The 260-nt window shown below is 36.9% G+C and carries 1 protein-coding gene; it reads left to right on the forward strand.

Annotation, left to right across the window (positions count from 1 at the left end):
- Positions 1-260, forward strand: a 260-nt coding sequence (locus tag ERX37_RS11530) for a hypothetical protein (protein ID WP_165982053.1), incomplete at both ends; no start/stop codon positions are given.

Consider the following 260-nt stretch of genomic DNA (forward strand, 5'->3'; position numbering starts at 1 on the left):
GGAACAACTGAAAATCCAACTTCAGAAACAACAAGCGAATCTTCAACAAGTGAAACAACACCAATCGTTGAACCGACAACAGAAACTGTAGATGCAACTATTGCTGACTTAAATACAAAAACAACAACAGAAGAAAAACAACAAGTCTTGACTGATTACTTAGTAGATAATACAGGTGTCACACAAGAAGAAGCAGCAGCGAATCTTGAAACAATGAATCTGGATTATGACACTTTAACTTCAGATGAACTTGTGGCTGC

The organism is Macrococcus hajekii, assembly GCF_004359505.1.
GTDB lineage: Bacteria > Bacillota > Bacilli > Staphylococcales > Staphylococcaceae > Macrococcus > Macrococcus hajekii.